A 26,955-nucleotide genomic window follows, 5' to 3' on the forward strand; every position below is an offset into this window, starting at 1 on the left:
GCGTGGACTTCAGCTGGTCGCCCCGGCCCGCCGACTGGCGCGACGCGCTGCGCATCGCGGTGCCGCTGTACCGCTGGGCGCCGTGGTTCGCGGCGGCGCTCGGCGCGGTCGGCGTCGTCGTGCTGCTGATGGGCATGACGTGGGCGGGCGTGTTCGGGCTGGCGCTCGCTGTGATCATCATCGCACTCGTCCCGGTGGGCACCGCGGTGAACTTCCACAACCACCCGCTGGCGGCCAGGACGGTGACCGGCACCGCCGACGCGCACTCGCTGCGGATGTCCGTCGGCGAGGCGGCGCGCAGCGAGCTGAGCTGGGCCGAGCTGCCCGGCTGGGTGGAGACGGCGCGCGGCTTCGTGCTGCGGACCGGCACGACCGCGGTGTACGCCGTGCCGCACCGGGCGTTCGCCGACGCCGAGGCGGTCGCGCGGTTCCGGTCGCTGCTCGTGGAACACGTCGGCCCGGCGACCTGAGCCGTCGGAGGTCCCGCGTACCCTCGGCAGGCGTGTCCTGTGCGAGTGCGACGTTGGTCGTCTGGACGTCAGCCTGGCTGCATGGTGCGGCCGCGGCGGATGACGTCCTCGACGCTTTGGGGTTCTGGGCCGGGCTGCACGAGGTGGTCGCCGACGACGACGGCACCGCGACCGCGCTCGACCTGCCCGGCCCCGACGAGGCGCCGGTCGGCCCCGCGCTGCTGCTGGCGTCGTTGCGCCGCGCGTCCGCGACCGCGGGCCGGCTGGTGATCCCGGTGCCCGGCGACGTCCGCGGCCTGGGCGGCAGCGGTCCGCTCGGCAAGTCGGCGCTGCGCGCGGGCGAGGCCGCCGTGCTGCCCGAGGTCGGCGTGGGCCTGGTGCCGAGGCTCGTCGCCGACGGCGTGGTGCGGTGGACGGTGTTCGACCTGCCGACCGCGCCCGCGGCCGAGCACGTGCCGATCGCCGACGCCGAGCACGGCCTGGCGTCGGCGATGCGCGAGGCCGCCACCGCGCTGGTGACGCTGGACGTGGCGCGGCACCGGCCGAACGTGCGCGCCGAGATCGCCGCGCTGGCCGCGGAGCACTCGGGGCTGGAGTGGCCCGCCGGGATGCCGTCCCGCTCGCTGCGCGTGCTCCAGCGGGCCGCCGAGGTGGCCGCGATCCTCGCCGTGGCGGCGTCGGACGCGCCCGGTGGCGCGATCTCGGCGACCGCGACCAGGGCGCGGGACGAGGCGTTGCGGCCGCTGTCGGAGGCGGTCCGGCTGGCCCGGCTCGCGGCGGTGGAGGAAGCCGTGCGAGTCCTTTCGGATCAAGGGGCCGGCCGCCATTAGGCGGCGGTGACCGTCGAATATTCGACAACCATTCGGCGAACGTCGAAGTGCTTCGGTTCCCCGGTTGGGGAGTTCGTTGTCGAATATTCGACTCGGGACTGCTCTCGAAATGTTGCGCACAATCGGCTGAACAGGTGATGACGGCGAGGACCGTTTGCCGTCCGAATCGATTCCGGTCGACCGCGAACCGCCAATCCCATTGGTGGGCGAAGTAAGTTACCCGCAGGTCAGGGCTCCGAGGGCGGCTCCGTGCGCGGGTATAGACGTGGATTAAGTCGAGGTCAACCCCTCGTCAACATGAGGTCTCGTGCGTTACGGTACGTCTGGGAGCGCTCCCAGCCACCCCGTTTCGGTCTCGCGTCGAATCCCGATTCGGCGACTGACTGGGAGCGCTCCCAGATGGCGGGTTGCTCGCAAGGAGGCGATGCATGAGTCTGCGCACGTTCGTACGTTCCCGGAAGATGACCGGGGCATTGGCGGTGACCTCGGTGGCGGCTCTGTCCGTGGCCGGGGTGGTGGCTTCGACGGCCACCGCCAACGCCGCCCCCGGTTGCCGGGTGGCGTATCAGATCTCGAACCAGTGGCAAGGCGGATTCGGCGCCAACGTCACGGTCACCAACCTCGGTGACGCCATTTCCGGCGGTTGGACGCTGGAGTGGGACTTCGCGGCCGGCCAGCGGGTCCAGCAGGGGTGGAACGGCACGTTCTCCCAGTCCGGGACGCGCGTGACGGTCAAGAGCCCGTCCTGGGCCGGCAACCTCGGCACCGGCGCTTCGGTGACGCCCGGCTTCAACGGCTCGTGGACCGGGTCCAACCCGGTGCCCACGCAGTTCCGGCTGAACGGGACGGTGTGCACGGGGTCGGTCGACACGACGACCACGACCACCACCACGACCACGACCACCACGACGACGACCACCACGACCACCACGACGGGTAACAACCCCGGTGGTCCGAGGGTCGACAACCCGTACGTGGGCGCAGGCGTCTACGTCAACCCGCAGTGGTCGGCCCGGGCCGCCGCCGAGCCCGGTGGCTCGCGCATCGCGAACCAGCCCACCGGTGTGTGGCTCGACCGGACCAGCGCGATCGCGGGCAACAGCTCGCCGACGACCGGCAGCATGGGCCTGGCGGCCCACCTCGACGAGGCCGAGAAGCAGCGCGCGGCCCGTTCGGACGGTGAGCTGGTCTTCCAGTTCGTCGTCTACAACCTGCCCGGTCGCGACTGCGCCGCGCTGGCCTCCGCCGGTGAGCTCGGCGCCACCGAGATCGGTCGCTACAAGACCGAGTACATCGACAAGATCGCCGAGATCGTCGGCAACGCGAAGTACTCGAAGCTGCGCATCGTCGCGGTCATCGAGATCGACTCGCTGCCGAACCTGGTCACCAATGTCTCGCCGCGCGCCACCGCGGTGCCGGCCTGCGACACGATGAAGGCCAACGGCAACTACGTCGAGGGCGTCTCGTACGCCGTCGGCAAGTTGGGCGCGATCTCGAACGTGTACAACTACCTGGACTCCGGCCACCACGGCTGGATCGGGTGGGGCGACACGGTGCCCGAGTACGACAACTTCTACGCCTCGGCGAAGATGATGGCGTCGATCCTGGGCAAGAACGGCACGACCAAGGAGAAGGTCCACGGCTTCATCACCAACACGGCGAACTACTCCGCGCTGGAGGAGCCGTACTGGACGGTCGACGACCTGGTCGGCGGCCGGCCGGTGAAGGAGAACGCCAAGTGGGTCGACTGGAACGACTTCAACGGTGAGCTGGGCTTCGCCACGGGGATGCGCGCCGAGCTGGTCAAGCAGGGCTTCGACAGCGGCATCGGCATGCTGATCGACACCTCGCGCAACGGCTGGGGCGGCCCCAACCGGCCCACCGCCAAGTCGACCGCGACCAACGCGGACGACTACGTGAACCAGTCGCGCATCGACCGCCGCCACCAGAAGGGCAACTGGTGCAACCAGGCCGGCGCCGGTCTGGGCGAGCGGCCGAAGGCCGCGCCGAAGCCGAACATCGACGCCTACGTCTGGATCAAGCCGCCGGGTGAGTCCGACGGTGCGGCCAGCGAGATCCCGAACGACGAGGGCAAGAAGCTCGACCGGATGTGCGACCCCACGTACACGGGCAACGTCCGCAACGGCAACAACCTCTCGGGTGCCCTGGCGGGCGCGCCGCTCTCGGGCCACTGGTTCTCGGCCCAGTTCCAGGAGCTCATGGCCAACGCCTACCCGGCGCTGTGACCACCGGCTGACCGGCTGCTCAACTGAACAGATCTCCGCACACCCGCAGGCGGCGTCCACTCCGGACGCCGCCTGCGGGCATGTCGCTAGGGTGGCCCGGGTGGACGTCGAGGAGATCACCGCGAGGTTGGCGCTCCGCTTCGGACCGGAGGTCGCCGGGTGGTGCGCCCGGGTGCCCGACCTGGCGGCGAGCGCCGCGGCGCGGTGGGGCCTCGCGCTCGGCGACGTGATGCCGCCCGGCGCCTCGTCGGTGGTCATCGCCTGCGAGCGGGCCGACGGCCGGCACGCGGCGCTCAAGCTCAGCCCGGACGCCCGCTTCCTGGCCGAGCAGGCGGAGGTGCTGCGGCTGTTCGCGCCCTCCGGCCGGGCGCCCGAGGTGCTGGCCGAGGACGACGGCGCGGTGCTGATGGAGGCGATCCGGCCGGGCACGATGGCCGAGGACCTGCCGACCCCGCCGTCGCCGGAGGAGTGGGCGGAGCTGGTGGCGGCGCTGCACGTCGTCACCGACCCGGGAGGCCGGCTGGACCTGCGCGACCGGTGCGAGGAGTTCTTCGCCCGGATCGGCCGCAGGCTGGCGGACCCCGCGGTGGCGGCGCACGTCACGCGGGCCGCGTGGGACCGGGCGATCGGGCGCTGCCGCGCGTTGCTCGACACCCAGCCGCGCGTGCTGCTGCACGGCGACCTGCACCTCGGCAACGTGCTGGACGGCGGGCCGGGCCGGGGCCTGGTGGCGATCGACCCGCGGCCGTGCGTCGGCGACCCGTGCTTCGACGTGGTCGACTACGTGCTGGACGCGGCCGGGCGCGAGGGCGTGGCCGACCGCGCCGCGCGGGTCGCCGCCGTCGCCGGCCTGGACCACGACCGGCTGCGCGAGTGGTGCCGGGTGCTGGCCCCGGTGATCGCCGTCTCCCGCCTGGACGACCCGCCGGCGTTGGCCGAACTGCTCACGCTGGCCCGCTGACCCCCGGGCCCTCGTCCAGCACGTCGGGGCCGAAGGCGGCCTTGAGCGCCTTCGCCATCACGTCCGGCAACGCGGTCCGCCCGTCGGCCTCGGCCCAGCACACCAGGGCCGTGTGCATGGCGGACAGGCACGCGCCCGACGCCGCTTGGGCGTGGAAGGTCGCGTCGGGGTCGCCGTCGTCGGCGCCGAGCGCGCACACGACGGCCTGCTGGAGCGCGTAGAAGTTGTCCAGGTGCTTGGCCCGCAGGGCGGGCGTGGTGATCATCAGCCGGAGTCGGGCGAGCAGGAACGCCCCGCCCGCCGGGTCGCCGGTCAACGCCTCGGCCGAGGCGACGAGGGCGGCGCCGATGCGTCGCACCAGGGGCTGCCCGGCGGGCGAGGCGGCGATCCGCGCGGCGATCAGCGGGCCGTTCCGGTCGGTCAGCACCAGGTCTTCCTTGGTGGGGAAGTGCCGGTAGACGGTCATGGGCGACACGCCCGCGGCCTCGGCGACGTCGGTCACGGCCGTCGCGTCGTACCCGCGCTCGGTGAACAACCGCACCGCGTGCGCCTGGATCGCGCGCTGCGTCTCCGCTCGCCGCTGCTCCCGGAGGGTGGGGTTCCGCTCACTCATGTGGTAGACACTATCTCGGTGGTAGTCACTACCAATCAGGTAGTGACTCTCAGAGAAGGGGGATGGCCATGGGAGAGCCGAAGGGCGGGACGGCGCTGGTGACCGGGGCGTCGCGCGGCATCGGGCAGGCGATCGCGGTCCGGCTGGCGGCGCGCGGCGCGACGGTCGCCGTGCACTTCGGCGTCGACGAGGACGGCGCGTCGGCGACGGTCGAGCGGGCCCGGCGTGCGGGTGGCGCGGCGTTCGCGGTGCGGGCGGAGCTGGGCGTGGACGACGACGTCGAAGCGCTGTTCGCCGGGGTCGAGGCCGGGCTGGCCGGTCGACCGCTGGACGTGCTGGTCAACAACGCGGCCGCGCCGCCCGCCGGCCCGATCGGGACCACCACGCGCAAGGAGTTCGACCACCTCTTCGCGGTGAACGTGCGCGCGCCCTACTTCATCACCCAGCGCGCGCTGCCGCTGTTACGCGACGGTGGTCGCGTCATCTCGATCTCGTCCGCGTCGACCCGGATGGCCAACCCCGGCCAGACGTCGTTCGCCATGACGAAGGGCGCGATCGAGACGATGACCAGGACCCTGGCCAACGAGCTGGGCGTCCGGGGCATCACGGTGAACGCGGTCGCGCCCGGCGCCACCCGCACGCCCACCAACGGCGCGTCGTTCGAAGCGCCCGGCCTGGCCGGGCTCATCGCGGGCGCCACCGCGCTCGACCGCCTCGGCGAGCCGGACGACGTCGCCGACGTGGTCGCGTTCCTCGCCTCCAACGAGGCGCGCTGGATCACCGGCCAGGTCGTGGACGCCAGCGGCGGCCTGTTCCTCGGTCCACGCGTCTGAGGCGCGGTCACGACCCGTGCGCGTCCGGCCCGTCCCGGCTCGCGCACCCGAGCCCGTCCTTACTCCGGGCTTGCGCTGGGTCGTGGGTGAAGTCGCTCCACGTCGACCGGAGGCCGATCGGTGCGTAACTTCGGTGGGGTGACCTCTGAGCTTCCCACCACCGCGGGCGCCCTCCGCGCGGCAGGCCACCTGCCGCGCGGCGTGAAGGCCGAAATCCGGGAGAACCTGCTGGCCGCCCTCCGCGACGGCCGTGACCCGTGGCCCGGCATCGTGGGCTTCGACCGCACCGTGCTGCCGCAGTTGGAGCGCGCCCTGCTCGCGGGCCACGACGTGGTGCTGCTCGGCGAGCGCGGCCAGGGCAAGACCCGGCTGCTGCGCACCCTCGTCGGCCTGCTGGACGAGTGGACGCCGGTGATCGAGGGCGCCGAGCTGAACGAGCACCCGCTGGACCCGATCACCCCCGGCTCCCGGCGCCGGGCGCGGGAGCTGGGCGACGACCTCCCGGTCGTCTGGAAGCACCGCGACGAGCGCTTCGCCGAGAAGCTGGCCACGCCCGACACCAGCGTCGGCGACCTGGTCGGCGACGTCGACCCGGTCAAGGTGGCCCAGGGCCGCAGCCTCGGCGACCCGGAGACCATCCACTACGGCCTGCTGCCCCGCTCGCACCGCGGCGTCATCGCCGTCAACGAGCTGCCCGACCTGGCCGAGCGCATCCAGGTGGCGCTGCTGAACGTGATGGAGGAGCGCGACATCCAGATCCGCGGCTACACGCTGCGGCTGCCGCTGGACGTGCTGCTCGTCGCCACCGCCAACCCCGAGGACTACACCAACCGCGGCCGGATCATCACCCCGCTCAAGGACCGGTTCGGCGCGGAGATCCGCACCCACTACCCGCTGGAGATCGGCGCCGAGGTCGACCTGGTCCGCCAGGAGGCCGACCTGGTCGCCGAGGTCGGCGACCACCTGCTGGAGGTGATCGCCCGGTTCGTGCGGCACCTGCGCGAGTCGTCCTCGATCGACCAGCGCTCCGGCGTGTCCGCCCGGTTCGCGGTGGCGGCGGCGGAGACGGTGGCCGCGAGCGCCCTGCGGCGCAGCGCGCTGATCGGAGAGAACCCGCCCATCGCCCGCCCGGTCGACCTGGAGTCGGTGCCCGAGGTGCTGCGCGGCAAGCTGGAGTTCGAGGCGGGCGAGGAGGGCCGCGAGCAGGAGGTGCTGGTCCACCTGCTGCGCCGGGCGGTCGCGGACACGGCGCGGTCGACGTTCGCGGGCGTCGACCTGCGCCCGCTGGCCGCGCTGGTGTCCGACGGCCACCCGGTGGCCACCGGTGAGCGGGTGCACGCAGGCGACCTGCTGGCCGCGCTGCCGGAGCTGCCGGTGCTGCACGACGTGGCGCAGCGGGTCGGCGCGGGGCCCAAGGACCCGGCCGGGCGCATCGCGTCGGCCGTCGAGCTGGCGCTGGAATCGCTCTACCTCACCCGTCAGCTGTCCAAGAGCAGCGACGACGACCGGTCGGTGTACGGGTGAGCGGCTACCGGTACGGCCGGTACGTCGACGGGCCCGACCCGCTCGCGCCGCCGGCGGACCTGCGCGCGGCCATGGACGAGCTCGGCCGCGAGGTCATGGAGGGCGCGTCACCGGACTCGGCGCTGCGCGAGCTGCTGCGCCGCGGCCTGCCCGGCGCCCGCGGCCTGGACGACCTGACCTCCCGGCTGTGGCAGAAGCGCTCCGCGCTGACCAGGCGCAACCGGCTGGACGGCACGTTGCAGGAGGTCCAGCGGCTGCTGGCGGAGGCGGTGCGGGCCGAGCGGGCGGCGCTGTTCCCCGACCCGGACGACGACGCGCGGTTCCGCGAGGCCCGGCTGGACGCGCTGCCGCAGTCGACCGCGGCGGCGGTGACCGAGCTGGCCGAGTACGACTGGCGGTCGCCGCAGGCCCGCGAGTCCTACGAGCAGATCCGCACCCTGCTCGGCCGCGAGCTGATGGACCAGCGGTTCCAGGGCATGAAGCAGGCCATGGAGAACGTCCGGCCCGAGGACGTCCAGCGCATCCAGTCGATGCTGGACGACCTGAACGGGCTGCTGGCCGCGCACGCCGCCGGTGAGGACACGGCCGAGCGGTTCGAGCGGTTCATGCGCGAGCACGGCGAGTTCTTCCCGGAGAACCCCGAGTCGGTGGACGAGCTGGTCGACGCGCTGGCCGCCAGGTCCGCCGCCGCGCAGCGGACGATGAACTCGATGACCGAGCAGCAGCGCCAAGAGCTGTCGGCGCTGTCGCAGCAGGCGTTCGGCGACTCCGGCGTCGGCTCCCAGCTGTCCCGGTTGGACTCGCTGCTGCAGGGCCTGCGGCCGGGTGAGGACTGGGACGGCTCGGCGCGGTTCCGCGGCGACAACCCGCTGGGGCTGGGCGAGGGCGCGCAGGCGATGGCGGACCTGGCCGAGCTGGACGCGCTGGCCGAGCAGCTGTCGCAGTCCTACCCCGGCGCGCGGCTGGAGGACATCGACCTGGAGGCGCTGGTCCGGCAGCTCGGCGCGGAGGCCGGGGTGGACGCGCGCCGGCTGGCCGAGCTGGAGCGCGAGCTGCGGTCGCAGAACCTGCTGGAACGCGCGCCGGACGGCTCGCTGCGGCTGACGCCGAAGGCGCTGCGGCGGCTGGGCGAGGCGGCGCTGCGCGGCGTGATCGACAGCGCGCGCGAGCAGGGCCGGCGGGACAGCTCCTCGGCCGGGGCCGCCGGCGAGCTGATCGGGTCGACCCGGCCGTGGCGGTTCGGCGACACCGAGCCGTGGAACGTGCCGCGGACCGTGACCAACGCCGTGCTGCGCTCGGCGGGCGGGCCGGTGGCGCTGGACGTGGTCGACGTCGAGGTCAGCGAGACCGAGCAGCGGTCGCGGGCGGCCGTCGCGCTGTGCGTGGACACGTCCTGGTCGATGGTGCAGGACGGCCGGTGGGTGCCGATGAAGCGGACCGCGCTGGCACTGCACCACCTGGTCCGCACCCGGTTCCGGACCGACGCGCTGGAGCTGATCACGTTCGGCCGGCACGCCGAGACCGTCGACATCGGTCAGCTGACGGCGTTGGAAGGCGTGTGGGAGCAGGGCACCAACCTGCACCACGCGCTCCTGCTGGCGGGCAGGCACCTGCGCAAGCACCCCGACGCCCAACCGGTGGTGCTGGTGGTGACCGACGGCGAACCGACCGCCCACCTGGAGGCGACCGGCGACGCGGAGTTCCACTACCCGCCGCTGGAGCGGACCATCGGCAAGACCCTGGTGGAGGTGGACGGCCTGGCCAGGCTGGGCGCGTCGATCACCGTGTTCCGGCTGGGCGACGACCCGAGGCTGACCAGGTTCGTGGACACGGTGGCCCGGCGCTCGGGGGGCCGCGTCATCGCGCCGGGGGAGGACGGCCTGGGCGCGGCGGTGGTCAGCGACTACCTGCGCTCGCGCAAACGGAGGTGAGGGTGGTTCCGCGCCGCGGCGCGGAACCACCGGGACGGGCGATCCGCTCCCGGCTCAGTCGCGCCGGTCGTCCTTGACCTCGTCCTTGGTCTCGCGCTCCCGCTCGGTCGACGCCAACGCCTTCTCCGTCACCGCGTCCGGCTCGGCCTGGCGCCTGCCCGGTCGGAGGGAGAAGTGCGACTCGTCGCGCATCCGCTCCACCATGTGCGGGTAGTGCAGCTCGAACGCGGGCCGCTCGGACCGGATTCGGGGCAGCTCGGTGAAGTTGTGCCGCGGCGGCGGGGAGGAGGTCGCCCATTCGAGGGAGTTCCCGAAGCCCCACGGGTCGTCGCGGCCCGCCGGGTCCCCGAACCGGTAGCTGCGCAGCACGTTCCACAGGAACGGCAGCACCGACGCGCCCAGCAGGAACGCGCTGATGGTCGAGATGGTGTTCATCAGGGTGAAGCCGTCACTCTCCAGGTAGTCGGCGTACCGGCGCGGCATGCCGATGTTGCCCAGCCAGTGCTGGATCAGGAACGTGCCGTGGAAGCCCAGGAACGTCGTCCAGAAGTGCAGCTTGCCCAGCGGTTCGTCGAGCATCCGCCCGGTCATCTTGGGGAACCAGAAGTAGATGCCCGCGTAGGTGGCGAACACGATCGTGCCGAACAGCACGTAGTGGAAGTGCGCCACCACGAAGTACGTGTCGGTGACGTGGAAGTCCAGCGGCGGCGAGGCCAGGATGATGCCGGTCAGGCCGCCGAGCAGGAACGTCGCCAGGAACCCGATGCTGAACAGCATCGGCGTCTCGAACGTCAGCTGCCCCTTCCACATGGTGCCGATCCAGTTGAAGAACTTGATGCCGGTCGGCACCGCGATCAGGAACGTCATCAGCGAGAAGAACGGCAGCAGCACCGCGCCGGTGGCGAACATGTGGTGCGCCCACACGGCCACCGACAGCGCCGCGATCGCGAACGTGGCGAAGACCAGTCCCTTGTAGCCGAACAGCGGTTTCCGGCTGAACACCGGGAAGATCTCGGACACGATGCCGAAGAACGGCAGCGCCACGATGTAGACCTCGGGGTGCCCGAAGAACCAGAACAGGTGCTGCCACAGGATCACGCCGCCGTTGGCCGGGTCGAACACGTGCGCGCCCAGGTGCCGGTCGGCGGCCAGGCCCATCAGGGCGGCGGTGAGGATCGGGAACGCCAGCAGGATCAGGATGCTGGTGACGAAGATGTTCCAGGTGAAGATCGGCATCCGGAACATGGTCATGCCGGGCGCGCGCAGGCAGCACACCGTGGTCACCATGTTGACGCCGCCGAGGATCGTGCCGAGGCCGGACACCGCCAGGCCCATGATCCACAGGTCCGGCCCGACGCCCGGCGCGTGCGTCGCGCTGCTCAGCGGCGTGTAGGCGGTCCAGCCGAAGTCGGCCGCGCCGCCGGGGGTGAGGAAACCGGCCATCACGGTCAGGCCGCCGAACAGGAACAGCCAGTAGGAGAACGCGTTGAGCCGGGGGAACGCCACGTCCGGCGCGCCGATCTGCAGCGGCAGGACGTAGTTGGCGAACCCGAACAGGATCGGCGTCGCGTACAGCAGCAGCATGATCGTGCCGTGCATGGTGAACAGCTGGTTGTACTGCTCGTTGGACAGGAACTGCAGACCGGGCCGGGCCAGCTCGCCCCGGATGAGCAGCGCCATCACGCCGCCGACCATGAAGAACACGAACGACGTGCCCAGGTAGAGCAGCCCGATCTGCTTCGGGTCGGTGGTGCGGAACAGCCCCAGCAGCACCGCGCCCCTCGACCGCCGCCGGACCGCGCCGGGGTGGGTGACGACCGGTTCCGGCTTGAGCGCGGTCATGCCGCCTCCCTCGTCCCGACGACGTGAGCCAGACCACATGCTCCTCCCCGCCGCCGGACCCGGCAAACGCTCGGCGGGGGTCCGGACGCCCCGACCTGCCGATTCGACCGCCGATGACGCCCGTTCGGGGACCCGCCCACCCGGCTGCCCGCCCACCCGCCTGGCCGTCCGAGCACCGCCGGCAGTCCGCGCGCCTGGCCGGAGCCGTCCCAGCAGGCGGGCGTTCCACCCCCGGCCGGCGCGCGAGCTAGTGTCGTTCACATGCAGACCTGGTCATCTACTCCTGTCCCGCGGGTAGCGGGAGAGCCGCGCCCCCTGCGGCTGTTCGACACCGCCGCCGGCGAGGTGCGGCCGACCGCCCCCGGCGAGACCGCCAGGCTGTACGTCTGCGGCATCACCCCGTACGACGCCACCCACCTGGGGCACGCGGCCACCTACCTGGCCTTCGACCTGGTCCACCGGGTCTGGCTGGACAACGGCCACGACGTGCACTACGTGCAGAACGTCACCGACATCGACGACCCGCTGCTGGAGCGGGCCGAGCGGGACCAGGACGACTGGGTCGTGCTCGGCATGCGGGAGACCGCGCTGTTCCGCGAGGACATGGTGGCGCTGCGGGTGCTGCCGCCGCGCGACTACATCGGCGCGGTCGACGCGATCCCCGAGGTGGTCGAGGTCATCGCGAAGCTGCTGGCCGGCGGCGCCGCGTACCGGGTGGACGACCCGGAGCACCCGGACGTGTACTTCGACCACGCGGCGTCCGGGCGGTTCGGCTACGAGTCGAACTACGACCTGGCGACGATGAACGAGTTCTTCGCCGAGCGCGGCGGCGACCCGGACCGGCCGGGCAAGCGGCACCCGCTGGACGCCCTGCTGTGGCGGTCCGCGCGGCCGGGCGAGCCGTCGTGGCCGTCCGAGCTGGGCGACGGCAGGCCCGGCTGGCACATCGAGTGCAGCGCCATCGCGCTGAACCGGCTCGGCACGTCGTTCGACGTCCAGGGCGGCGGGTCGGACCTGATCTTCCCGCACCACGAGTTCTCCGCCGCGCACGCCGAGGCGCTGACCGGCGAGCACCCGTTCGCCCGGCACTACGTGCACGCGGGCATGATCGGGCTGGACGGCGAGAAGATGTCCAAGTCGCGCGGCAACCTGGTGTTCGTGTCGAAGCTGCGGGCGGAGAAGGTCGACCCGAACGCGGTGCGGCTGGCGCTGTTCGCGGGCCACTACCGCAGCGACCGGCCGTGGAGCGCGGAGCTGCTGGCCGGGGCCGAGGCCAGGCTGGCGACCTGGCGCCGGGCGGCGGCCCTGCCGTCCGGGCCGAGCGCGGTCGACGCCGTGGCCCGCCTGCGCGACCACCTCAGCGACGACCTGGACACGCCGAAGGCGCTGGCGGCGCTGGACGCGTGGGCGGCCGAGGCCCTGTCGACCGGCGGTTCCGACGCCACCGGCCCGACCCTGTTCCGCGCGGCGGCCGACTCGCTGCTGGGCGTGGAGCTCTAACCGCCGGCGATGCGCCGGGCGTGCTCGATCGCGCGCTCGGCGCCCTCCTCGTCACCGGTTTCGCGCAGCACCGCCGCCAGGCCCGCGTAGTAGTTGCCCAGCCGGGGGTGGTCCGGCCCGAAGACCGATTCGGTGACCGCGACGGCGTGCCGCAGCAGGGGCACGCCCTCGGCCACGCGGCCGAGCCGCAGCAGGGCGTACGCCAGGTTGTTGTGCAGCTCGGCGACGTCCGGGTGCTCGGTGCCCCACGCGGCCTCGGCGATCGCCAGCGCACGTCGGTAGTGCGCCTCGGCCGCCGCCGGGTCGCCGAGTTCCACCAGCACGATCCCGAGGTTGTTCAGCAGGCTGACCCGGGACAGGCCGCGGCTCAGCGCGACCGCTCGTTCGAGCAGCGGCCTGGCGTCGGCGGGTCGGCCCGCGACGCGCAGCATCTCGCCGAGGTTGCCGAGGCCCGTCGTCACGACGGGGTGGTCGGGGCCGTGCGCGGCTTCGAGCAGGGCGAGGGCGCGTTCGCCCAGGCGGGAGGCGTCGTCGTGGCGGCCGATGTCGCTCAGCACCGAGGCGTGGTTGGCGAGGATGACCGCCACCTCGGGCCGGTCGTGGGGGAAGTGCTCGACGGCCAGGGAGGCGGCCCGGCCGCTCATCACCCCCGCGTCCGCCAGGCGACCGTGGATGCGCAGGTAGATGGAACTCCGGTCCAGCAGGACGACGACCCGCCGCAGGAGTTCGGCCGCCGCCGGCGGCACGTCGTCCGCCGTCACGGCGAGCACGTGCGGCAGGAACGCGCGCCACGTCGGCCAGGTCGCCGGCTCCGACTGGATCGAGTGCGGCAGGTGCCGGACCAGCAGGCGGGCCGCCGTGGCGCGGGCGCGGGTCTGCCGCTCCGGGTCGTGCGCGCGCAGGGCCTCGCGCAGCAGCCGGTGCACGATCGTCAGCTCACCGGAGCCGCGGCGGACCAGGTAGTGGTCCAGCAGCGCGCTGACGGTGTTGTTGCAGGTGATGGGGTCGGCCATGGCCTGCGCCAGCGGCTCGGGCAGGCTGTCGGCGCGCTCGGTGAACAGCTCCAGCGGCACCGGTTCGGGCGCCAGCTGCGCCAGCAGGTCGAGCAGCTGGAGGGCGGCCGGGTGCCGTTCGCCGAGGGCGATCAGCGAGACGTCCCACTGGGACGCCAGCGCGCCGTCCCGCCCGGCCACCCGGCCCTGCTTGATCATCTCGGTGGTGCGCGAGCGGAGCAGGTCGGTGTAGTCCGCGACGGCCAGGCCGGTCGCGTTGACGTAGGCCGCCGCCTGCTCGATCGCCAGCGGCAGGTCGGCGACCACCTCGGCGAGCGCCGCCAGCTCCCGCGCCCCGGCGGCCGGCAGGCGCCGCTCCAGCAGCGCCACGCTGTCCGCGCGGTCCAGCACGTCGAGGTCCAGCACGTCCCCGAGCACGTCGAAGCCCGCGCGCCGGGTGGTGACGACGACCCGGCCGGGCCCGGAGGGCAGGTGGCCGCGCACCGCCTCGACGTCGTCGGCGTTGTCGAAGACGAGCAGCCAGCGGTCCCGCCGCCGCAGCTCGGCGTGCACGGCGGCGACCGGGTCGCCGGTCAGGCCGAGGGCGTCGGCGAGCGCCGCGAAGTGGTCCGGGACGACGGCGGGCTGCTCGGCGGGCACCCACCACACGACGTCGTGGTCGGCCGCGAACCGGTGGGCGTACTCGATCGCCAGCTGGGTCTTGCCGACGCCGCCCATGCCGCGCACCGAGTGCACCGACACCGTGCCGGACGACCGGCGCAGCCGGTCCAGCTGGTCCGCGCGCCCGGTGAAGTTCGGGTTGCGCGGCGGCACGTTCCACACGTCCGGCAGGGCGCCGGGGAAGCGGGGCGGCGCGCCGGGGAACGCCGGGGGAGCGGCCGGTTTGGCGCGGCCGGTCAGCGCGCCGCGCACGGCCTGGCGCAACCGCTGCGCGGCGGCCGGCTCCGCCAGCCCGAACAGGTCCTCCGACGTGGCCGACCCCAGCAGCCCCGGCCGTTCGCAGTCCTCCACGCGCAGCACGATCAGCTTCCGCCGCTCGCCGAGCGGGTCGTCGCGCCACGCCGCCTGCCACTCCGCGCGGCCGTACGCGGAGGACAGGTACGCCGACGACAGCACGGCGATCGTCCGCTCCGCGCCCTGGACCGCGTCGTGCAGGCGGTCCACCCAGTTCGAGCCGGGCACGAAGTCCCACGCCTGCACGAGCACCCGGTGGCCGTCGCCCTCCAGCTGCCAGGCGATCCACTCCGCCCACGCCCGGTCGGCGCCCGCGCACGAGACGAAGAAGTCCGACTCCACCCGATCATCGTGGCGCAAGTCGCGGCGCCGGCGCGACGGGGCCGCCCCCGGGATCGGAGACGGCCCCGCCGGTCGCGTCACGCTCAGACGTCGAGCGTCCAGCTGTTGATGTAGCCGGTGTCCAGCAGCGCCGCGTCGCGGACGCGCAGCTGCCAGGCGCCCGCGGCCACCTCGGAGGAGGCGTTCACGGTGAAGGTGCGGTTGATGTTGTCGGCGCTGCCCCCGCTGCGGTTGTGCAGGTTGTAGACCGAGCCGTCCGGCGCGACCAGGTCCACGACCAGGTCACCGATGTAGGTGTGCACGATGTTCACGGCCACCGTGGTGGCGGCCGAGGCGTTGCCCGCGCACGCCAGCGAGATCGTGCTGCTCACGGTCGAGTTGTCGCCGATCGTCACGTCGGTGCCGTTGGTGGCCGGGTCGCAGCCGCCGCCCGCCGACGTGATCGCCCACGAGAACGAGGTGCTGCCGGTGCGCGACGCCGAGTCGGTCGCGGTCACCGTCACCGAGTAGGAGCCCACGGTGGTCGGGGTGCCGGTGACCAGGCCCGAGGAGCTGATCGACAGGCCGGGCGGCAGGCCGGTGGCCGAGAACGCGTACGGCGCGGAGCCGCCACTGGCCGAGAGCTGCAGGCTGACGGCGTTGCCGACGACGGTCGACTGGTTGCCGGGGTTGGTCACGCTCGGGCCGCCGGGGGTCGCCGTGCCGGTGAACAGCAGCTTGTTCGGCGAGCCGGTGCCCGGGCTGGTGATCTTGTCGGAGGTGGCGGCGGCCACGATCGCCGCGTTCACCGTCGGCGGGGTCGCGGTCGGGTTGTCCGCCAGGTACAGCGCGACGGCGCCCGCGACGTGCGGCGAGGCCATCGACGTGCCGCTGATGGTGTTGGTGGAGGTGTCGTTGGTCATCCACGCCGAGGTGATGTTCTGACCGGGCGCGAAGAGGTCGGTGCAGGTGCCGAAGTTCGAGAACGAGGCGCGCGCGTCGGTGTTGGTGGACGCGTTCACGCTCAGCGCCTCGGCGACCCGCGCCGGCGAGTAGTTGCACGCGTTGGCGTTGGAGTTGCCCGAGGCCACGGCGTAGGTGACGCCCGAGGCGATGGAGTTGCGCACCGCGGTGTCCAGGGCGGTGTCGACGCCGCCGCCGAGCGACATGTTCGCGACGGCCGGCTTGACGGCGTTCTGGGTGACCCAGTTGACGCCGTTCACCACGCCCGCCGTGGTGCCGGAGCCGGCGCAGTTGAGCACCTTGACCGCGATCAGCTGCACGCCCTTGGCGACGCCGTGCGCGGTGCCGCCGACGGTGCCGGCGACGTGGGTGCCGTGGCCGTTGCAGTCGGTGTTGTTGCTGTCGACGGTGTTGGTGCCCCAGGTGGCCCGGCCGCCGAAGTCCTGGTGCGTGGTCCGGATGCCGGTGTCGATGATGTACGCCCGCACGTTGGCCGCGGTAGTGCTGTAGTTGTAGGCGTTGTCCAGCGGCAGGTTGCGCTGGTCGATGCGGTCCAGGCCCCACGACGGCGGGTTCTGCTGGACGGCGTCCAGCGTGATCGGCAGGTCGGCCTGCACGAACGACACCCGCGGGTCGGCGGCGAGCCGCCTGGCCTGCGACGCGGACATCGTGGCGTGGAAGCCGTTCAGGGCGTGCTGCCAGGTCACCCGGACCTGGCCGCCGTACCTGCCGACCAGCGCGGACGCGGTCGAAGCGGACGCGGACCTCGGCGAGGCGGAGTCGTTGAGGGCCACGATGTACGAGCCGGGGACGGCGTCGGCGCGCTCGGCGCCCAGCACGTCCGCCTCGGCCGCCGCCACGCCGACGTTGGCGAGCGTGAACGCGGCCGCGGACACGGCTGCCAAGCCGAGCACGGCCAGTCTTCCGGTGGTGGTTCGGGCGTCTCCCATGACAGGGTTCTCCGTTTTCGGGCAGGGCTGCGCGGCCGTGCCGGGCGGGTGCGCCGGTCGGCCGAGCTGTGCAGGGGATGGGACGTCCGCGCGAACATGTGGAGCGACCTGGTCACATGCATGGTCGGGACAAAAACGGGCGACCAGTAGCGCCGTTAGTCGTAACTAGGTCGAATCGGGACCGATCAGGAACGATCAGCGTCGCCCAAGTGCTCGTCCCGGTACTTCCGCCAGCTCTTCAGCAGGTTCGGCAGCTCGGCGTGGACGAACTGGAAGAACATCAGCGTCTCGGCGATGCGCTTGCCGGCGGGGGTCCGCTCGCCGAGCAGCCCGATGCCCTCCTTGAGCGGGCTCTCCCAGCGGCGGAACATCTCGTCGCGGCGGAACAGCGCCTCGTACCAGACGTCGTCGAAGACGCGGTAGAGGTCGCGGCGGGAACCCGTCTCCCGCTCCCGGCTGATCAGGTTCACCTGGCTGAGGTAGCGGATGGCGCCGGAGATCGCGGCGGGGGAGACGCGCAGCTGCTCGGCCAGCTCGGCGGCGGTCATCCCGCCGGAGTCGGTGCACAGGAGGGCGACGAACACCCGCGACGGCATCCGGGGCAGGCCGGACTCGGTGAACACCGAGGAGAAGCGCTCGATGAAGCGCAGCACCGCCTGGTCGTCGCGCTCGCCCACGTGTGTCACCGCCGGACCGTCCCTTCGGGGCTCTTGAACGGGTGGCAGTTTATACGCTTCCTTAACTTCACGAAATTCTGAAAAGACTGTAATTTTCTGGTCATGAGTGCTGCTATCTCGGTGTCGGGCCTGGTCAAGACGTTCGGCCCGACACGCGCGTTGGACGGTCTGGAGCTGACCGTCCGCGAGGGGGAGGTGCACGGCTTCCTCGGCCCCAACGGGTCGGGCAAGTCCACCACCATCCGGGTGCTGCTGGGCCTGCTGCGCGCCGACGCGGGCTCCGCGTCGCTGCTCGGCGGCGACCCGTGGCGCGACACCGCCGAGCTGCACCGCAGGCTGGCCTACGTGCCGGGGGACGTGAGCCTGTGGCCGAACCTGACCGGCGGCGAGGTGATCGACCTGCTGGGCAGGCTGCGCGGCGGGCTGGACGAGAAGCGCCGGGCCGAGCTGCTGGAGCGCTTCGAGCTGGACCCGCGCAAGAAGGGCCGCACCTACTCCAAGGGCAACCGGCAGAAGGTGGCGCTGGTGGCGGCGCTGGCCTCGAACGTGGAGCTGCTGATCCTGGACGAGCCGACCTCCGGGCTGGACCCGCTGATGGAGGCCGTGTTCCAGGAGTGCGTCAACGAGCTGCGCGGCGCGCGGACCGTGCTGCTGTCCAGCCACATCCTGGCCGAGGTCGAGGCGCTGTGCGACCGGGTCAGCATCATCCGCAACGGCCGCACGGTGGAGACCGGCACGCTCGCCGAGCTGCGCCACCTCACCCGCACCGGCGTCTCCGCGGAGCTGGCCGGGCCGCCCGCCGGGCTGGCCGACCTGACCGGCGTGCACGACCTGCGGGTCGACGGGACGCGGGTGCGGTTCGAGGTCGACACCGACCACCTGGACGCGGCGCTGCGCGTGCTGGTCGGCGCCGGCGTCCGCACGCTGACCAGCCAACCGCCCACGTTGGAGGAGCTGTTCCTGCGCCACTACGAGGACGAACTGCCCTCCGCCCGGGTCGACGGGGCGGTGTCGTCGTGACCGGCCTCGGCTCGCTGGTGCGGCTGGCCCTGCGGCGCGACCGACTGCTGCTCGCGGTCTGGGTGGTCGGCCTGGTCGGCATCACGCTGACCACCGCCTCGACCGTGGGCGAGCTGTACGGGACGGCCGAGTCGCGGCGGCAGCTCGGCGCGACGGCGGGCGGCAACCCGGCGTTCCTGGCCATGCTCGGCCCGCTGCACGACGCCTCGACCGTCGGCGGCGTGGTCGCCTGGCGGTGGGGCGTGTTCGGCGCGCTGCTGGTCGGCCTGATGAGCACGTTCCTGGTCACCCGGCACACCAGGGCGGAGGAGGAGACCGGCCGGCTGGAGCTGATCGGCTCGGCCGTCGTGGCCCGGCACGCGCCCCTGGCCGCGGCCGTGGCGGTGGCGCTGTCGGCGAGCGCGGTGATCGGCCTGCTGATCGCGCTCGGCCTGGTCGCCCAGGGCGAGGCGGCGTCCGGGTCGTTCGCGCTCGGGCTGGCGTTCGCGTCGGTCGGCTGGGTGTTCGCCGGCGTCGGCGCGGTCGGGGCCCAGCTGTCCGAGAGCGCCCGCACCGCCAACTCGATCTCCGGCGGCGTGCTCGGGGTCGCCTACCTGCTGCGCGCCGTCGGCGACGCGGCGGGCGACGAGGGGCCGACCTGGCTGACCTGGTTGTCACCGCTGGGGTGGCTGGAGCAGACGAGGGCGTTCGCGGGCGACCGGTACTGGGTGCTCCTGCTGCCGGTGGCGTTGGCGGCGGTGCTGCTGGTGGTGGCGTCGATCCTGGTGACCAGGCGCGACCTGGGCGGCGGCCTGCTGCCGACCCGGCTCGGCCCCGCCCGCGCGCCCGGCTCGCTGGGCGGCGCGTTCGGCCTGGCCTGGCGGTTGCAGCGGGGCGTGCTGGTCGGCTGGACGCTCAGCCTGTTCGTGCTCGGCGCGGTCTACGGGTCGGTGGCGCGCGGTGTCGAGCAGATGCTGGAGGCCAACCCGGCGCTGGAGGGGATCATCTCCCGGATGGGCGGCGCGGGCGCGGTCGTGGACGTCTACCTGGCGTCCATCCTCGGCATCATCGCCCTGTTCAGCGCGATCTACGTGGTGCAGGCGACGCTGCGGCTGCGCGCCGAGGAGACCGCGTTCCGGGCCGAGCCGGTGCTGGCCACGCCGGTCAGCCGGTTCGCGTGGGTCGGCAGCCACGCGCTGTTCGCCACCGCCGGCGCGGTCGTGGTGCTGGCCGCCGCCGGGGCGGGCGCGGGCCTGGTGCACGGCGTGCGCGTCGGCGACGTCGGCGGCCAGGTCGCCCGGCTGGTCGGCGCGGCGCTGGCGCACGTCCCGGCGGTGTGGGTGGTCGCGGGCCTCGCGCTGGCGCTGTTCGCGCTGGCGCCGAAGCTGGCGTCGGCGAGCTGGGCGGTGATCGTGGTGTTCCTGGTCCTCGGCCAGCTCGGACCGCTGCTGCGGCTGGACCAGTGGGCGATGGACCTCTCGCCGTTCACGCACGTCCCGAAGGTGCCGGGCGCGGAGCTGACCGCCGCTCCGCTGCTGTGGTCGGCACTGGTGGCGGCGGCTTTGTTCGCGGTCGGGTTCGCCGGTTTCCGCCGGAGGGACGTCGGCTGATCTGAAAGAAGGCTTTCGAAAGAGGTATTTCAGGTTTATCGTCGGGGCCATGGACCTCCCACGGCCCCGACGGATCACCGATGCCGACGCGCTCAAGGCGTTGGCGCACCCCCTGCGGGTGGCGCTGCTCAACCACCTGCTGGCGGTCGGGCCCCGCACGGCGAGCGAGTGCGCCGAAGCGGTCGGCTCGACCGCCTCCAACTGCAGCTGGCACCTGCGGCAGCTGGCCAAGGCCGGGTTCGTGGAGCGCTCCGGGACCGGTGACGGGCGGGAACGGCCGTGGCGGGCCACCTCGGTCGGCTACGACGTCGGCGCGTTCGCCGACGACCCGGAGGTCCGCAGCCGGCAGGACGCGCTGCTGGCCCTGGGGCTCAACGAGGACAACCGGCTGGTGCAGCGGTTCCTGGACCGGCAGCACGAGCTGCCGCGCGAGTGGCTGCACGCCGCCGCGATGCACGGCTACTCGGTCAACGCCACCGCCGAGGAGCTGACCGGGCTCCTCGGCATGATCGACGACATCCTGCGCCCCTACCTCGTGCCGGTGCGCGAGGACGCGCCCGAGGGCGCCCGGCCCGTGCACATCGGCATCCGGGCCTTCCCGCTGTGACCGGGCGGCGGTCGTCCGGTCTGAGGCTGTCCGGTCCGCTGGGCGCGCCGGCGTTCCGCCGGCTGTGGGTCGCCGGGTTCGTCTCCGAGGTCGGCGACTGGGTGCTGCTGGTCGCCCTGCCGGTGTACGTCTACCAGCGCACCGGCTCCGCGGCGGCCACCGCGACGACGTTCGTGGTGGCGCTGCTGCCGAGCCTGGCGCTGGCGCCGCTGGCCGGCGTCCTGGCCGACCGCTGGGACCGGCGCAAGCTGATGCTGCTGGTCAGCCTCGCCCAGGCGGTCGCCCTGCTGCCGCTGCTCACCGGCGACCTGGTGCTGGTCAACGTGGTGACGGCGGTGCAGGCCGGGCTGGCGGCGTTGTTCGAGCCCGCCAAGAACGCGCTGCTGCCCACGCTCGTGCCGCGGGAGCAGGTGCCGGCGGCCAACGGGCTGGTCGGGCTGAACGCCAACCTGGCCCGGCTGGTCGGCGCGTCGCTGGGCGGCCTGCTCCTCGGCGGCGCCGGGCTGCCCGGCGTGGTGCTGGCCGACGTGGCGTCGTTCCTGCTCGCGGCGGTGCTGCTGGCGGCGTTGCGCACCGAGGACCCGGAGCGCGCGGCGGGCAAGCCCGCGTGGCGGGCCTGGCTGGACGGCCTGCGCGAGATCCGCGGCCCGCTGCGGCCGCTGCTCGCCGTGGTCGGGCTGACGGCGGTCGGCCAGGGCCTGTTCATGGTGCTGTTCGTGGTGTTCGTGACCGAACGGCTCGGCGGCGGGGCGGCCGAGGTGGGCCTCCTGCGGGGCGTGCAGGCCGTCGGCGGGCTGGTCGGGGGTCTGCTGGTCGGGGCGCTCGCGCGCCGGTTCACGCCCGGCGGCCTCTTCGGCTGGGCGCTCGTCGCGTTCGGCGCGGTCGCCGCGCTCGGCTGGAACGCGCCCCACGTGACCACCGCGTCGGCGTTCTTCCTCGGCGTGTTCGCGGTGGCGGGCCTGCCGGCGGTGGTCATCGGCGCGGGGATGATGTCGCTGCTCCAGCTGCACGCCGCCGACGAGGTGCGCGGCCGGGTGATGGCGACGTTCCTCAGCCTCTTCGACGCCGGTCAGGCGCTCGGCATGGTGCTCGCCGGCGCGCTCACGCCCGTCCTCGGCCTGTCCGCGCTGCTCAACACCCAGGCCGCGCTGTACCTGGTGGCCGGCGTGCTGGCGCTAAGAGCACTGGCGGCACGGCGAAGACCAGCCCGGCGGGCACGAGGAACGCGGTGACCGGGTCCAGGTGGTACAGCGGCACGAACGCCGCCGGCGACGCCGACGCGCCCGGGAACCGCAGCGACCGCACCACCGCCACCGAACTGCCCCGGTTGCCGTCGTCCGAGGCCGGCGCCAGGGCGATCAGCCCGACGACCACCGCCTGGCTGAACGCGCCCGCCGCCCGCAGCAGCCCGGCCACCACCGCCGACTGCAGCAGCCCGACCCCGGCCGGCAGCACCCCGCCGACGGCCGCGCCGGTCAGCACGCACCGCCGCGCGCCGAACCGGTCGATCGACCACCCGGTGAGCCGCGCGGTGCAGATCGCGACCAGGCCGAACCCGGTCAGCACCGCCCCGCGCCCAACCCGAACTCCTCGCCCAGCCGCAACGCCACCAGGAACGCCAGCCCGCCCAGGCAGCCCCACGCGACGCACCCGACGGCGGCCACCCGTACCGTCCGCCGCGCGCCCCACCGCTCGCCGAGCGTGCCGGAGACCAGCATGAACAGGGCGAACGGCAGCAGGTAGCCGGTCAGCGTCGCCGCCGCAGCGCCCGCCGGGACGTCGAAGTCGGCGCCGACCTCGGGCAGCGCGGACGCCGTCATCGCGCCGCCGAACGGACCCAGGAACCCGTCGGCGTACAGCGCCGCCGGTCGAACCCGGGCGAAGGGCGTGGACGGTCCCCGGGTCACATCCCGGTCGGGCCGCGCCCCGGGCCGCGCCCGCGCCGGCGCAGGTAGCGCTCGAACTCGGCGGCGATCGCATCACCGCTGGCCTCGGTGATCTGGAGCTCCGCGTCGCCGCGCTCCTCCAACGCCCGCACGTAGTTGCGCACGTCCTCGTCCTCGTCGGCCATCTCGCTGACCGTGCGCTCCCACTCCTCGGCCTGCTCGGGCAGCGCGCCGAGCGGCACCTCGACGTCCAGCACCTCCTCGACCCGGTGCAGCAGCGCCAGCGTCGCCTTCGGCGAGGGCGGCTGGGACACGTAGTGCGGCACGGCGGCCCAGAACGAGATCGCCGGCACCCCGGCCTGCACGCACAGGTCCTGGAACACGCCGACGATGCCGGTCGGCCCCTCGTAGCGGGACCGCTCCAGCCCGTACTTCGCCGCCGCGGCCTCGTCGTACGCCGTGCCCGTCACCGGCACCGGCCGGGTGTGCGGGGTGTCCATCAGCAGCGCGCCCAGCGTGACCACCGTGGTCACGCCCAGGTCCTCGATGTGGCCCAGCAGCTCGGCGGCGAACTTCCGCCACCGCATGTTCGGCTCGATCCCGTGCACGAGCACCACGTCGGTGGCCGACCCCGGCGGTCGGCACACCGACAACCGGGTGGTCGGGAATTCCACCCGTCGGGTGACACCGTCCACCAATCGGACCGTGGGCCGGGTCACCTGGAAGTCGTAGTAGTCGTCCGGATCGACCTCCGCCAGCGGCGTCGCGTCCCACGTGAGCTGCAGGTGTTCGATCGCCGTGCTGGCGGCGTCGCCTGCGTCGTTCCACCCCTCGAACGCCGCCACCATGATCGGGTTGGTGAGCGGTTCGCTGGGGTCGAAGGGGGTCTGGGCGGCCTGGTCCGGATCGGTCACGGCGTCAGACTACGACCACCGCCGCACACCCGACGCCGTAGGCTTGGCGCATGTCGGATCGTGGCGCGCGGCCGTCGCCGGGCGGGTTCGCGGACCGCGTCCCCGCCGACCGCCCGGAAGCCGCGGGGACCGGCACGTCCGGGCCCGGTCCGACCGCCCCCGCCGTCCGCGCCGCCGGGAACCCGGTCCCCGGGGCGTCACGTCGGGGTGCCGAACCGGCCCGCCCGTGAGAGCGCGACCGCCCGCGTGGGCGCCCCCGCTGATCGCCGGCCTCGCCCTGCTCCTGATCTTCGCGGGCGGTCTGGCGCTGAGCGGTCGCGGCGCCGAGGAGCTGGCCCGGACGGGCGTCCGCACCACCGGGGAGGTGGTGGAGGTGCACGCCGGCGGCCGGTTCCCGGGCAGCGCCGAAATCCGGTACCGGGTGGCCGGCGTCCCCCGGACCGGGACGCTGGTCGTGGACGTCGCCCACCCGGCCTACCGCGCGGGCGACCGGGTTACCGTGCTCCACGACCGCGACGACCCCGACCGCTTCCGCACCCCGGAAGTCTCGAACGAGCCGTTCTGGACCCTCTCCCTGCTCGGGGTGCCCCTGCTGGGCGGCTCGTTCCTGCTGGTCAGGGGGATCGCGGGGTTCGCCGGGCGGCGGCGCGGCGGCAGGCACCGGACGAATGGAGGACCACGTGGGTGAGCCCGCGGCCGTCTTGTGGGACATGGACGGCACCCTGCTGGACTCGGAGAAGCTGTGGGACGTCCCGCTCGGCGAGTTCGTGGAGAAGCTGGGCGGCACGCTGTCGCACGCGACGCGGCAGGCGCTGGTCGGCTCCAGCACCGCCCGGACGATGGACCTGCTGTTCGCCGAGGCCGGGGTCACCCCGACCGGGGACGACCTGGTCGACGGCGCGGAGTGGATCAGCAGGCGGACCGAGGAGGTGTTCCGGGCCGGCCTGCCGTGGCGGCCGGGCGCGGCGCGGGCGCTGCGGGCGGTGCGGGACTCGGGCGTGCCGATGGCGCTGGTCACCTCGACCGAGCGGCGGCTGACCGAGGTCGCGCTGGACACCCTCGGCCGGGACCTGTTCGACGTCACGGTGTGCGGTGACGAGGTGGACCGCCGCAACAAGCCGCTGCCCGACCCGTACCTGAAGGCGGCCCGGCTGCTCGGCGTCGACCCGGTCGCGTGCGTCGCGGTCGAGGACTCGCCGACCGGCGTCGCGTCCGCCGTCGCCGCCGGCTGCACGGTGCTGGTCGTGCCCTGCGACGTGCCGGTCGAGCAGGGCGAGCGCCGCGTGTTCCGCGAATCCCTGGTGGGTGTGGACCTCGGGGTGCTCACCCCGCTCCTGGACCGCTGACGGCCGCGGTCAGGGAGCGCGCCGCGGCAGGGGGCAGTCGCCGCACGTGCCGCCGCCGTCGAGGCGGTAGTACAGGCAGCAGCTGCGCCGCCGGAACGCCACCTCGCCGGGGAACGGGATGAACTCGCCTGTGCCCCCGAACGGCGGCCCGGCGAACAGCTCGTCGATCACCGCGCCGCAGTCGACCCCGCTGCGGCTGATCGTCCGCAGCGCCCCGGCCGCGTTCGACGCCGCGTTGCCCCACAACAACCCGCGCGCCACCGGCGTGATCGCGCGCACCGCGTCCACCACCGGCTCCAACGACTCGGCGATGCCGACACCGCGCACCGGCTCCTTCAACCGCACCTGCACGCCGTCCGGGCCGTACCGCCACCACAGGTTGGCCGGGCGCACGTCGGGCGCCACCCCGCCCACGGCGCGCGCCGCGACCACCGGGCTCAGCACCCGCGCCGCGTAGCCGAGGAAGAACAGCGACGCGGCCACCCGCCGCTCCCCGGTGCGGTACCTCGCGGCGATCCGGTCGAGCGCGTCGGGCAGGGCGGGACCGGACAGCAGCTCCTCGCCGCCGTGCCAGTCGTCGCCGGGCCTGCCGACGTCGAGGGCGAAGAACGGGCTGAGGCCGCGGACCTGCCGCAGGGTGGCCAGAACCAGGGCGAACTCGGACACGACGCCCAGTCTGCCGCCGCGGGCGCGCCGGGCCCGCACCGGTGTCCGATCCGGCAGAGCCGCCCCGGCCGCCGATGGACCGGGCCTACGACAGGTAGAACGTCATCATGTCGGCGCGCACCGGCGGGAACAGGGCGTGCATCAGCTCGGCGTTCGGACCGGGGTAGACGTCCGGGAACCGCGCGGTGAGGCCGCGCAGCCCGTGCGGTCCGAACAGCAGCGACGCCAGCATGTCCGGCGCCACGCCCGCACCGCCCGCCGCACCGGGGGCCTGCATGACGCCGCCCGGCACGACCGGCCCGACCTCGCCCGCCTCGAACGGCAGCCGCACGTGCGAGCGGTAGAACGAGACGACCGCCTCGCCGACCCCGTCGCCGAACCCGCCGGCCGCCAACCGCCTGCCGAGCACCGGCCGCAGGTGCTCCAGCAGCGCGACCGGGTCGCCGATCCGCACGTAGTGCGACTCCGCCCCCTCCGGCGCGGGCCCGAGGAACGGCTCCAGCGCGTCACCCGCGACCGAGCCCGGCCGCTCGGTCACCCCGGTGGGCGCGGTCAGCGCGAGCAGCGCGCGCGCCGCGGCCCCGTCCACCGCCGCCACCTCGCACAGCCGCACGTCACCGTCCTCGTCCGGCGCGGTGACGCGACCGGTGGCGACCGGCACGCCGTCCCGCTCCACCAGGCACTGCGCGCTGCCCTCCCGCGCCACCAGCCACCGCCACAGGGCGGGGGAGTGCGGCATCGACAGGTCGGCCCGCGCCTGCTCGGCGTCCTGGAGCCGGGCCATCGCCGGGACGTCCTCGACCGCGCCCGCGCGCAGCACGTGCCCGCCGCCGTCGGGAAGGCCGGTCACCGGTCGGGTGGCCGGCACCGGGATCGCGTAGGTGTAGCCGAACTGCCGGTAGAAGTACGGGATGCCGAGCATCACGTTCACCAGCTGACCGCGGGCGGCGGACCGCTCGTGCGCCCAGCCCATGAGCGCCCGCACCAACCCGCGGCCCTCGTACTCCTCGTCGGTGGCGACCAGCTCGACCTGGCCCGCCGGGATCGGCAGCCCGTCGAGCACCAGGACCTCGTCCAGCAGCGTCGCGGTGGACACGACCCGGTCGCCGTCCACGACGACCGCGCACGCCTCCCAGCCCGCCTCCGGGTCCTCGACCACCAGGCGGTGGTCCACCGCGTCCTCCGGTTCGCCCCGCCGAGCCAGCAGCGCCCCGATCTGGTCGAGGTCGTCCGGTCGAGCGGTTCGCAGCGCCAACCCGTCGATCACCGGTGCAGTGTCGCGGTGTGGCGGAAGTCGCG

Annotated in this window: 24 protein-coding genes; 14 read left to right on the forward strand and 10 right to left on the reverse strand. The window is 73.6% G+C overall.

Translation table 11 applies throughout. The features are described 5' to 3' along the window. Positions 1–2 precede the first annotated feature (2 nt). The 4 genes from AB0F89_RS20895 (at position 3) to AB0F89_RS20910 (ending at position 4,507) form a co-directional block, all read left to right on the forward strand. A complete protein-coding gene (locus tag AB0F89_RS20895) occupies positions 3–470 on the forward strand; it encodes a YcxB family protein (RefSeq protein ID WP_367127120.1) in 468 nt (155 codons plus the stop codon). Positions 471–502: 32 nt separating this feature from the next. Beyond that, positions 503–1,300: a hypothetical protein gene (locus AB0F89_RS20900; RefSeq protein ID WP_367127121.1), complete on the forward strand. Its 798-nt coding sequence runs from the start codon at positions 503–505 to the stop codon at positions 1,298–1,300. 461 nt (positions 1,301–1,761) lie between these two features. After that, positions 1,762–3,546, forward strand: a complete 1,785-nt coding sequence (locus AB0F89_RS20905; RefSeq protein ID WP_367127122.1) for a glycoside hydrolase family 6 protein — start codon at positions 1,762–1,764, stop codon at positions 3,544–3,546. 100 nt (positions 3,547–3,646) lie between these two features. After that, positions 3,647–4,507 carry an aminoglycoside phosphotransferase family protein gene (locus AB0F89_RS20910; protein WP_367127124.1) on the forward strand — a complete coding sequence of 287 codons (861 nt, stop codon included), beginning with the start codon at positions 3,647–3,649 and terminating at the stop codon, positions 4,505–4,507. Here AB0F89_RS20910 and AB0F89_RS20915 read toward each other — a convergent pair. Further along, positions 4,491–5,120 (reverse strand): TetR/AcrR family transcriptional regulator, encoded by a 630-nt coding sequence (locus AB0F89_RS20915; RefSeq protein ID WP_367127126.1) that lies wholly within the window; start codon positions 5,118–5,120, stop codon positions 4,491–4,493. The two genes, AB0F89_RS20910 and AB0F89_RS20915, sit on opposite strands and share 17 nt — an antisense overlap. A gap of 68 nt (positions 5,121–5,188) precedes the next feature. Between AB0F89_RS20915 and AB0F89_RS20920 the strand changes: the two genes are divergently transcribed. The 3 genes from AB0F89_RS20920 (at position 5,189) to AB0F89_RS20930 (ending at position 9,408) form a co-directional block, all read left to right on the forward strand. After that, a complete protein-coding gene (locus tag AB0F89_RS20920) occupies positions 5,189–5,953 on the forward strand; it encodes an SDR family NAD(P)-dependent oxidoreductase (protein ID WP_367127128.1) in 765 nt (254 codons plus the stop codon). Between the two features lie 138 nt (positions 5,954–6,091). Continuing rightward, the gene (locus tag AB0F89_RS20925) at positions 6,092–7,477 is read left to right on the forward strand and encodes a sigma 54-interacting transcriptional regulator (RefSeq protein ID WP_367127130.1); all 1,386 of its coding nucleotides are present in this window, start codon (positions 6,092–6,094) and stop codon (positions 7,475–7,477) included. Beyond that, positions 7,474–9,408, forward strand: coding sequence for a VWA domain-containing protein (locus AB0F89_RS20930; RefSeq protein WP_367127132.1), 1,935 nt, complete (start codon positions 7,474–7,476; stop codon positions 9,406–9,408). The genes AB0F89_RS20925 and AB0F89_RS20930 overlap by 4 nt, the downstream gene beginning before the upstream one ends. Positions 9,409–9,462: 54 nt before the next feature. Here AB0F89_RS20930 and ctaD read toward each other — a convergent pair whose 3' ends face one another. Continuing rightward, on the reverse strand, positions 9,463–11,250 hold the full coding sequence (gene ctaD, locus AB0F89_RS20935) for a cytochrome c oxidase subunit I (RefSeq protein ID WP_367127134.1): 1,788 nt from the start codon (positions 11,248–11,250) through the stop codon (positions 9,463–9,465). A 261-nt stretch (positions 11,251–11,511) separates the two neighbouring features. Between ctaD and mshC the strand changes: the two genes are divergently transcribed. After that, the gene (gene mshC, locus AB0F89_RS20940; protein ID WP_367127135.1) at positions 11,512–12,750 is read left to right on the forward strand and encodes a cysteine--1-D-myo-inosityl 2-amino-2-deoxy-alpha-D-glucopyranoside ligase; all 1,239 of its coding nucleotides are present in this window, start codon (positions 11,512–11,514) and stop codon (positions 12,748–12,750) included. Here the strand turns inward: mshC and fxsT are convergent. From fxsT to AB0F89_RS20955, 3 genes are all read right to left on the reverse strand, one after another. After that, entirely contained in the window at positions 12,747–15,059 is a 2,313-nt protein-coding gene (gene fxsT / locus AB0F89_RS20945; RefSeq protein WP_367127137.1) for an FxSxx-COOH system tetratricopeptide repeat protein, read from the reverse strand. The genes mshC and fxsT overlap by 4 nt on opposite strands. 83 nt (positions 15,060–15,142) lie before the next feature. After that, complete coding sequence (locus tag AB0F89_RS20950; protein WP_367127139.1) at positions 15,143–16,951, reverse strand: S8 family serine peptidase; 1,809 nt, start codon at positions 16,949–16,951, stop codon at positions 15,143–15,145. 185 nt (positions 16,952–17,136) lie between these two features. Further along, the gene (locus AB0F89_RS20955; RefSeq protein ID WP_367127141.1) at positions 17,137–17,637 is read right to left on the reverse strand and encodes a GbsR/MarR family transcriptional regulator; all 501 of its coding nucleotides are present in this window, start codon (positions 17,635–17,637) and stop codon (positions 17,137–17,139) included. Between the two features lie 93 nt (positions 17,638–17,730). On the opposite strand from AB0F89_RS20955, the gene AB0F89_RS20960 reads away from it, so the two are divergent. The 4 genes from AB0F89_RS20960 to AB0F89_RS20975 are packed head-to-tail and all read left to right on the forward strand — an operon-like array spanning position 17,731 to position 22,076. Continuing rightward, positions 17,731–18,648, forward strand: a complete 918-nt coding sequence (locus AB0F89_RS20960; RefSeq protein WP_367127142.1) for an ATP-binding cassette domain-containing protein — start codon at positions 17,731–17,733, stop codon at positions 18,646–18,648. Further along, positions 18,645–20,237, forward strand: a complete 1,593-nt coding sequence (locus tag AB0F89_RS20965; RefSeq protein ID WP_367127143.1) for an ABC transporter permease — start codon at positions 18,645–18,647, stop codon at positions 20,235–20,237. Before AB0F89_RS20960 ends, AB0F89_RS20965 begins: the two co-directional genes overlap by 4 nt. A gap of 49 nt (positions 20,238–20,286) precedes the next feature. Beyond that, positions 20,287–20,844 (forward strand): ArsR/SmtB family transcription factor, encoded by a 558-nt coding sequence (locus AB0F89_RS20970; RefSeq protein WP_367127145.1) that lies wholly within the window; start codon positions 20,287–20,289, stop codon positions 20,842–20,844. Further along, on the forward strand, positions 20,841–22,076 hold the full coding sequence (locus AB0F89_RS20975) for an MFS transporter (protein ID WP_367127146.1): 1,236 nt from the start codon (positions 20,841–20,843) through the stop codon (positions 22,074–22,076). Before AB0F89_RS20970 ends, AB0F89_RS20975 begins: the two co-directional genes overlap by 4 nt. Here AB0F89_RS20975 and AB0F89_RS20980 read toward each other — a convergent pair. Genes AB0F89_RS20980 through AB0F89_RS20990 form a run of 3 tightly spaced genes read right to left on the reverse strand, consistent with a single transcriptional unit; the run spans position 21,976 to position 23,644 of the window. Continuing rightward, entirely contained in the window at positions 21,976–22,410 is a 435-nt protein-coding gene (locus AB0F89_RS20980) for a hypothetical protein (RefSeq protein WP_367127147.1), read from the reverse strand. The genes AB0F89_RS20975 and AB0F89_RS20980 overlap by 101 nt on opposite strands. After that, the gene (locus AB0F89_RS20985) at positions 22,404–22,751 is read right to left on the reverse strand and encodes a hypothetical protein (RefSeq protein ID WP_367127148.1); all 348 of its coding nucleotides are present in this window, start codon (positions 22,749–22,751) and stop codon (positions 22,404–22,406) included. Before AB0F89_RS20985 ends, AB0F89_RS20980 begins: the two co-directional genes overlap by 7 nt. Then, positions 22,748–23,644, reverse strand: coding sequence for a PAC2 family protein (locus AB0F89_RS20990; protein ID WP_367127149.1), 897 nt, complete (start codon positions 23,642–23,644; stop codon positions 22,748–22,750). Before AB0F89_RS20990 ends, AB0F89_RS20985 begins: the two co-directional genes overlap by 4 nt. Before the next feature lie 226 nt (positions 23,645–23,870). Here AB0F89_RS20990 and AB0F89_RS20995 point away from each other — a divergent pair, with 226 nt between their 5' ends. Both AB0F89_RS20995 and AB0F89_RS21000 read left to right on the forward strand, forming a co-directional pair. Next, positions 23,871–24,332, forward strand: a complete 462-nt coding sequence (locus tag AB0F89_RS20995) for a DUF3592 domain-containing protein (protein ID WP_367127150.1) — start codon at positions 23,871–23,873, stop codon at positions 24,330–24,332. After that, on the forward strand, positions 24,313–24,990 hold the full coding sequence (locus AB0F89_RS21000) for an HAD family hydrolase (protein ID WP_367127152.1): 678 nt from the start codon (positions 24,313–24,315) through the stop codon (positions 24,988–24,990). The genes AB0F89_RS20995 and AB0F89_RS21000 overlap by 20 nt, the downstream gene beginning before the upstream one ends. A gap of 9 nt (positions 24,991–24,999) precedes the next feature. On the opposite strand, the gene AB0F89_RS21005 is transcribed toward AB0F89_RS21000, so the two are convergent. Then, positions 25,000–25,656 (reverse strand): (2Fe-2S)-binding protein, encoded by a 657-nt coding sequence (locus tag AB0F89_RS21005; RefSeq protein ID WP_367127154.1) that lies wholly within the window; start codon positions 25,654–25,656, stop codon positions 25,000–25,002. A gap of 85 nt (positions 25,657–25,741) precedes the next feature. Next, a complete protein-coding gene (locus AB0F89_RS21010) occupies positions 25,742–26,923 on the reverse strand; it encodes a GNAT family N-acetyltransferase (protein WP_367127156.1) in 1,182 nt (393 codons plus the stop codon). Between the last annotated feature and the right edge of the window lie 32 nt (positions 26,924–26,955).

This window comes from Saccharothrix sp. HUAS TT1 (genome assembly GCF_040744945.1).
Taxonomy (GTDB): Bacteria; Actinomycetota; Actinomycetes; order Mycobacteriales; family Pseudonocardiaceae; genus Actinosynnema.

Coding starts and splice junctions, on each gene's coding strand:
- AB0F89_RS20950 (WP_367127139.1), bottom strand. CDS start 16,951: ATGGGAGACGCCCGAACCACCACCGGAAGACTGGCCGTGCTCGGCTTG.
- AB0F89_RS20960 (WP_367127142.1), top strand. CDS start 17,731: ATGAGTGCTGCTATCTCGGTGTCGGGCCTGGTCAAGACGTTCGGCCCG.
- AB0F89_RS21000 (WP_367127152.1), top strand. CDS start 24,313: ATGGAGGACCACGTGGGTGAGCCCGCGGCCGTCTTGTGGGACATGGAC.
- AB0F89_RS20905 (WP_367127122.1), top strand. CDS start 1,762: ATGACCGGGGCATTGGCGGTGACCTCGGTGGCGGCTCTGTCCGTGGCC.
- AB0F89_RS20915 (WP_367127126.1), bottom strand. CDS start 5,120: ATGAGTGAGCGGAACCCCACCCTCCGGGAGCAGCGGCGAGCGGAGACG.
- ctaD (WP_367127134.1), bottom strand. CDS start 11,250: ATGACCGCGCTCAAGCCGGAACCGGTCGTCACCCACCCCGGCGCGGTC.
- AB0F89_RS20920 (WP_367127128.1), top strand. CDS start 5,189: ATGGGAGAGCCGAAGGGCGGGACGGCGCTGGTGACCGGGGCGTCGCGC.
- mshC (WP_367127135.1), top strand. CDS start 11,512: ATGCAGACCTGGTCATCTACTCCTGTCCCGCGGGTAGCGGGAGAGCCG.
- AB0F89_RS20970 (WP_367127145.1), top strand. CDS start 20,287: ATGGACCTCCCACGGCCCCGACGGATCACCGATGCCGACGCGCTCAAG.